The sequence below is a fragment of the Ramlibacter sp. genome, assembly GCF_035706265.1.
Taxonomy (GTDB): domain Bacteria; phylum Pseudomonadota; class Gammaproteobacteria; order Burkholderiales; family Burkholderiaceae_C; genus Ramlibacter.
Window position 1 is genome coordinate 1 of sequence record NZ_DASSVG010000023.1, and the last position, 6,665, is coordinate 6,665.

At 72.2% G+C, this 6,665-nt stretch carries 6 protein-coding genes; all 6 read left to right on the top strand.

Annotated features, from left to right (window positions below; genetic code table 11):
- Positions 1-308 precede the first annotated feature (308 nt).
- Positions 309-1,898 (top strand): hypothetical protein, encoded by a 1,590-nt coding sequence (locus tag VFM98_RS00860; RefSeq protein WP_325107992.1) that lies wholly within the window; start codon positions 309-311, stop codon positions 1,896-1,898.
- A complete protein-coding gene (locus VFM98_RS00865; protein WP_325107993.1) occupies positions 1,885-3,210 on the top strand; it encodes a hypothetical protein in 1,326 nt (441 codons plus the stop codon). Before VFM98_RS00860 ends, VFM98_RS00865 begins: the two co-directional genes overlap by 14 nt.
- The gene (locus tag VFM98_RS00870; protein WP_325107994.1) at positions 3,207-3,962 is read left to right on the top strand and encodes a glycosyltransferase family 2 protein; all 756 of its coding nucleotides are present in this window, start codon (positions 3,207-3,209) and stop codon (positions 3,960-3,962) included. The genes VFM98_RS00865 and VFM98_RS00870 overlap by 4 nt, the downstream gene beginning before the upstream one ends.
- Complete coding sequence (locus VFM98_RS00875; protein WP_325107995.1) at positions 3,962-4,915, top strand: NAD-dependent epimerase/dehydratase family protein; 954 nt, start codon at positions 3,962-3,964, stop codon at positions 4,913-4,915. The genes VFM98_RS00870 and VFM98_RS00875 overlap by 1 nt, the downstream gene beginning before the upstream one ends.
- Entirely contained in the window at positions 4,912-5,475 is a 564-nt protein-coding gene (locus VFM98_RS00880) for a sugar transferase (protein ID WP_325107996.1), read from the top strand. The genes VFM98_RS00875 and VFM98_RS00880 overlap by 4 nt, the downstream gene beginning before the upstream one ends.
- Positions 5,476-5,519: 44 nt before the next feature.
- Positions 5,520-6,665, top strand: a 1,146-nt coding sequence (locus VFM98_RS00885) for a lysine--tRNA ligase (protein ID WP_325107997.1), incomplete at its 3' end; no start/stop codon positions are given.

Below are 6,665 nucleotides of genomic sequence, written 5' to 3' on the forward strand. Positions count from 1 at the left end.
GCCGTGACGCAGCGCTGCGCCGTGCGTACATGGCCCCGAGCGGGCGTTCCCGAGTGCCTTTCCGGGGGGCGCGTTCGCCGCGGCGCAGGCCCGGAGGGGGTTTGTCCGGCTCCGGAAGTACAGGAGGAGGCGCGGGCGCGCTGTCATCACGGGCAACGGTTCTCATCCGCGCCGGGGGACATGGAGGAGACGGACAAACCCCCTCCGGGCCGGCACAGGGGCCACACCGCTTCCCCAGCCGCCCAGGCGAGGGACTCACAATCTGCGACGGGCAAGGACACGAGGAGTTGCCGTGTGAAAATCCCCGCATGACGCAACTCAGGGTCGGCTTCGCCAGCATCTACGCCTGGCGGCCGCACGTGGAGCACATGATGTTCCTCGCGCGCCTGGTCCAACAGGCCGGCCACGCCGCGTCCTTCCTCGCCTGCGACGCCGACCTGCCGGCCTGCTACACGCGCGAGCTGCGCGACGTGCGGCCCGACTGGATGGAGTGCCTCATGTGCCGCGCGGGCGGCGTGCGTTCGTACACGGGCCGCAACGTGACGTCGATCGGCAGCCTCGCCGGCGCACCCGATGCCGAAGCGCTGGCCCGCGGCAGCGAATGGGCCGCCTCCAGCGCCAGCACGCTGGGCCGCTTCGAGTCGCCCGCCGATTACGCGAGCCCCGAATTCGCACAGCTGCGCGAGCGCCTGGCGCCCACGGCTGCCATGGCCTACGAAGCTGCGAGCGCCTGGATCCGCCGCGAGGGGCTCGACGCGATCTGTCTCTTCAACGGCCGCATGGACGCCACCCGCGGCATCTTCGAAGCCGCGCGCGCTGCGGGCGTGCGGGTCGTGACCTTCGAGCGCACCTGGTTCGGCGACGGCATCCAGCTGCTGCCGGACGAACACTGCCTGGGCCTGGAGAGCTGGCACGCCATGGTGGCGCGCTGGAGTACCGTGCCGTTGTCGGAGGTGCAGGCGCGCAAGGCCGCAGCCTTCGTCGCCGCGCGGCTCACGCGCACCAACCTCAGCGAATGGCGGGCCTACAACGTCGATGCGCGCGAGACCGGCTGGCCGGTGGCGGGCGGGCGCCGCCGCATCCTGGTGCTTCCCAGCAGCCTCAACGAGGTCTGGAGCATGCCCGGCTGGGCCTCGCCCTGGGGCGGGGCCGCGGCCGGCTTCGACGCCGTGATCGCGCATCTGGGCCTGCAGCCGCAGGACCTGGTGCTGCGCTGCCACCCGAACTGGTCCGAGCGCATCGGCAAGCGCGACGGCCGACTGCCCGAGGCGCACTACACCGAGTGGGCGCGCGCGCGCGGCATCCACGCGATCGCGAGCGCGGACAAGGCCAGCACCATGTCGCTGATCGCGCAGTGCGACGCCGTCCTGCTGGCCAGCGGAAGCGCCGCGCTGGAGGCCGCGGCGCTGGGCAAGCAGGTGATCGCCATCGGCCCCTCGCATTACCAGGAGGCCGGCTTCCGCACCGACGCGAGCACGCCCGAGGCGCTGGCGCGGCTGGTATTGGACGTGGACCTGCCGCGCCAGCACCGCGCCGCGGCGCAGGACCGCCTGCGGCGCGGTACGCTGCGCTTCCTCTACACCGTGGCTTACCGGCTGCCGCAGTACGTGCAGCACGTGAAGGCGATCAGCACCACCTCCTACCGCTACGTGCCGGGCGCCGACCCGCAGCGGCTGGTGGACCTTCTTCGCACCGGCCAGCTGCAGGCCGACGACGCCTTCGCGAGCCCGGACGCCACCGGCGAAGACCGCGTCGCGGCCCTGCTCCAGGCCGGCGAATGGGAGGCGCTGCGCCAGCCGCCGGCGGACGCGAGCGCTGCCTCCGACCGCGTGCGCCGCCGCTGGTTCCTGCAGCCGGTGGACTTCATCCGCGAGAAGATGCCCGTTGGCGACCGATGACCCGCGTCCCGGGCCGCTGAAGACGCCCGTCCTGCGCCGCCAGCTGTGGTACCTGCCCGTGCTCGGCGCCGGCATGGCGCTGCTGATGCTGCGCGTGCTGCTGATGGCGCGCCTGCTCGATGTGCCCGGCTTCGCCCGCTACAGCATGGGCCTGGTCGTCGCCACGGTGTTCTGCATGCTGGGGGCGCTGGGGCTTTACCCGCTGCTGCAGCGGGACATGCCGATCCAGCTCGCGCACGGCCGCCGGCGCCGCGCCCTGCTGCTGCTGGCGCAGGCGCTGCTGGTCGCCGCGGCCTGTGCGGCGCTCGGCATGCTGGGCGCGCTGCTGCCGCGCGCCATCGCGGGCCTGTCGGGGATCGCCTTCGCCGTCGCGGTTTTCAACGGCTTGTCGCAGCAGGCCTTCCTGGTCGCCACCACCGAAAGCCGCAGCGCCGGCGAGCCGCTGCGCTATGCGTGGCAGAACTTCGGCCGCGCGGTGGCCATCGTGGTCGCGAGCGCCATCGTCGCCGGCACGACCGGCTCGCCGAGCCTCGTGCTCGGCGTGGAGGCGGTGCTCTCGCTGGCGGTTTCGCTGGCGATCGTGCGGCGCGCTGCCCGCCGCGCCCACTTGCCGCTGGCGCTGCTGTGGCGGGCGGCCGCCCGCCGGCTTTCGCTCGCACCCTGGCACACGGCGCTCGTGTTCCTGGGCATCTCCGTGGTCGCCAGCCTGCTGACCAACGCCGACCGCTGGCTCGGCGCGGAACTGCTGGCCGTGGAGGCTTTCGGCCAATACGCCTTCGCCGCCACGGCGCTCGTGCTGGCCCAGGCCGTGCAGAGCATGGTCAGCGCCGCGGTCTTTCCGATGGTGGCGCGCCGCTTCGCGAGGGCCGGGCTGGTGCCAGCCTTTCGGCTGGCCGCCGGCACGTCGCTGGGCCTGCTCGCGGCCGCCGCGGCCGCCAGCGTGCCGGCCTACTTTGCCGCCGCCTGGGCGATCGCGCGCTGGTATCCGGCCTACCAGGCCTCGATCGCCCTGCTGCCCGTGCTGCTCGCGGTGTGCTGCCTCCGGGTGTCGGACTTCTGGTCGGCCTTCCTCGCCGCCTCGCGGCACGAGCGCCTGCTGCTGGCCCTGCATTCCACCGTGGCGCTGGTCGCCTGCGGCGGCTGGCTGGCGTGGGCTGCGCATTCCGGCACGGTGGACGCGCCGGCGATCGCCTGGCTTGCGCTGCTGCTCACCGCGGGCAGCTATATTGCGGCCCTGCTCGCATCGGCCTGGAGCCGCCGCGCCGCCGTGCCAGCCCGGGCGGCCGTCGCCTTCGATCCTTCCGCCCCATGAAGCAGGACCTGGTCTCCATCATCACCCCCGCGTACAAGGCCGCCGCCTACGTCGGCGACACGATCGCGTCGGCGCTGGCGCAGAGCTACGGCGAGTGGGAGATGCTGATCGCGGACGACTGCTCCCCGGACGACACCCGCGCCGTGGTGGCGCAGTGGGCCGAGCGCGATCCGCGCGTGCGGCTGCTGGCCATGACCCGCAACGGCGGCCCGGCGGCGGCGCGCAACGCCGCGCTGGCCCAGGCCCAGGGGCGCTGGATCGCCTTCCTGGACAGCGACGACCTGTGGCTGCCGGCCAAGCTCGAACGCTCGCTCGCGCATGCGCAGGCGAACGGGGCCGCGCTCGTCTTCACCGGCTTTCGCCGCATCTCCTTCGACGGCAGCCGCACGGGCGATTACATCGGCGTGCCGCGCACCCTCACCTACCGCCAACTACTGGGCAACACCGCGATCGCCACCTCCACGGTGCTGATCGATCGCGCCCAATGCGGCGAGGTGTGGATGAAGCCGGTGTTCTACGACGACTTCGCCTGCTGGCTGGAGATCCTCAAGCGCGGCTTCGTGGCCCATGGCCTCGACGAGGACCTGATGCGCTACCGCGTGATGCCGCGCTCGGTGTCGCGCAACAAGAAGCGCTCGGCGCAGGAGGTCTGGAAGGCCTACCGCCAGGTGGAGGGGCTGGGACCGCTCACCTCCGCCTGGCACTTCACCAGCTACGCGCTGCACGCGCTGCGCAAGTACCGGCAGTTCTGATGGCAGCCCACGCCGACCTCGCGAGCGCCCCGGTCGTGGTGACCGGCGCCAGCGGTTTCATCGGCCGCGCCCTGGTGCGCCAGCTGCGCGGAGAGGGACGCGTCGTGCGGGCGGTGTCGCGCCATCCGTGGGATGCGCCGGCCGGGGTGCGCGTGATCAGCCTGCAGGACTACCAGGACACGGCGGCACTGGCCGCCGCCTTCGAGGGCGCCGGCTGCGTGCTGCACCTGGCGGCGCTGGCCCACCGCGAAGGCAGCGCCGCGGAATTCGATGCCAGCGTGCACGCGGCGCAATGCGTGGTGAAGACCGCGCGCCGCTGCGGCGTGCGCCGGATCGTGTTCCTCAGCTCGATCGGCGTGAACGGCCACCGCACGGAAGTCAGGCCCTTCACCGAGGACGACGTGCCCGGGCCGGTGGAGCCGTACGCGCACAGCAAGCTGCAGGCGGAACAGGCGGTGGTCGCCGGCTGCGCGGGCGGGCACCTCGACTACGTGATCGTGCGGCCGCCCCTCGTGTACGGCCCCGACGCACCCGGCAACTTCGGCCGCCTGGTGCGGCTGGTGCGGCGCGGCTGGCCGCTGCCTCTGGGTGGCATCCACAACGCCCGCAGCTTCCTCGCGCTGGACAACCTGCTCGATTTGCTGGCCGTCTGCACCCACCATCCGGCGGCGGCCAACCAGGTGCTGCTCGCCGCCGACGCCGAGGACCTCTCGACGCCCGAACTGGTCCGCCACATCGCGGCCGGCCTCGCGCTGCCGGCGCGGCTGGTGCCGGTGCCCCCGGGGCTGCTGCGCGCCGGCGCCAGGCTCACCGGCCGCGAACGCCTGGCCGAGAGCCTCTGCAGTTCCCTGCAGGTGGATGCCTCCAAGGCGCGGCGCCTGCTGGCATGGCAGCCGCGCGTCCACGCGGCCGAGGGCGTGGAGCGCGCAGCGCAGTCGAGCCGCGCGCCGTGAGCAAGCGAGCGCTGGACCTCCTCGTCTCCGCCTGCGGCCTCGTGGTGCTGGCGCTGCCCATCGCGCTGGTCGCGCTGGCCGTGAAGCTCAGCTCGCCCGGCCCGGTGCTCTACTGGTCCGACCGCGTCGGCCGCGGCAACCGGCTGTTCCGCATGCCCAAGTTCCGCAGCATGCGCATCGACACGCCGGAGCTCGCCACCCACCTGCTCGCCTCGCCCGAGCGCTGGCTCACGCCGATCGGCAGCTTCCTGCGCCGCACCAGCCTGGACGAACTGCCCCAGCTGTGGAGCGTGCTGAAGGGCGACATGAGCCTGGTGGGCCCGCGGCCGGCCCTCTACAACCAGGACGACCTGATCGCGCTGCGCACCCAGCGCGGCGTGCACGTGCTGCGCCCCGGCATCACGGGCTGGGCCCAGGTGAACGGGCGCGACGAGCTGCCCATCCCGGTGAAGGTGGACTTCGACGCCTGGTACCTGCAACACCGCTCGCTGGCCCTGGACCTGCGCATCCTGGCCCTCACCGTGGCCAGGGTGGCCGGGCAGCACGGCGTGGCCCATTAAAATCGAACGTTTTCCCCTCCCGCAGCGCCCCGCGCGCCCGCCGCATGTCCGACGACCGCACCACCCCGCCCACCGACGAGAACCAGCTGATCGCAGAACGCCGCGAGAAGCTCAAGGCCCTGCGCGAGGCGCAGCGGCGCGGCGCCGGCCCTGCCTTCCCCAACGACTTCAAGCCGGGCGACCAGAGCGCCGCGCTCCACGCCGCCCACGGCGCCAAGCCCGCGGAGCAGCTCGAAACCGAAGGCACGGCGGCCCGCGTGGCCGGCCGCATGATGCTCAAGCGGGTGATGGGCAAGGCCAGCTTCGCCACCCTGCAGGACGGCAGCGGCCGCATCCAGGTCTACGTCACGCGCGATGCCGTCGGCGAGGAGGCCTACAACGAGTTCAAGCGCTGGGACCTCGGCGACATCCTCGGTGCCGAAGGCAAGGTCTTCAAGACCCCCACCGGCGAGCTCTCGCTGCACGCCACCTCGATCCGCCTGCTCACCAAGAGCCTGCGGCCGATGCCGGACAAGTTCCACGGCGTGGCCGACCAGGAGATGAAGTACCGCCAGCGCTACGTCGACCTGATGACGGACGAAGAGGCGCGCCGGCGCTTCGTGGCGCGCAGCAAGGCGATGTCGGGCATCCGCGACTTCATGGTGCAGGCCGGCTTCCTCGAGGTGGAGACGCCCATGCTGCATCCGATCCCCGGCGGCGCCAACGCCAAGCCCTTCATCACGCACCACAACGCGCTGGACCAGGAGATGTACCTGCGCATCGCGCCGGAGCTCTATCTCAAGCGCCTGCTGGTGGGCGGCTTCGAGCGGGTGTTCGAGATCAACCGCAACTTCCGCAACGAAGGCATCTCGGTGCGCCACAACCCCGAGTTCACGATGATGGAGTTCTATGCGGCGTACTGGAACTACCAGGACCTGATGGACTTCACCGAGGCGCTGGTGCGCGATGCGGCGATGAAGGCGGTGGGCACGCTGCAGCTCCCCTACAGCGGCCGCGAGGTGGACCTCTCCAAGCCCTTCGCGCGCCTGACGATCCCCGAGGCGATCGTCAAGCACACCGAGGCGGGCGAGAACGTGGGCAACCGCGACTGGCTGATCCAGCAGCTGCGCAAGCTGGGACTGTCCGAGGAGAAGGACCGGCTGTCCGCCCGTTCGCTCGCCTCGCTGCAGGTGCTCTATTTCGAGGAGAAG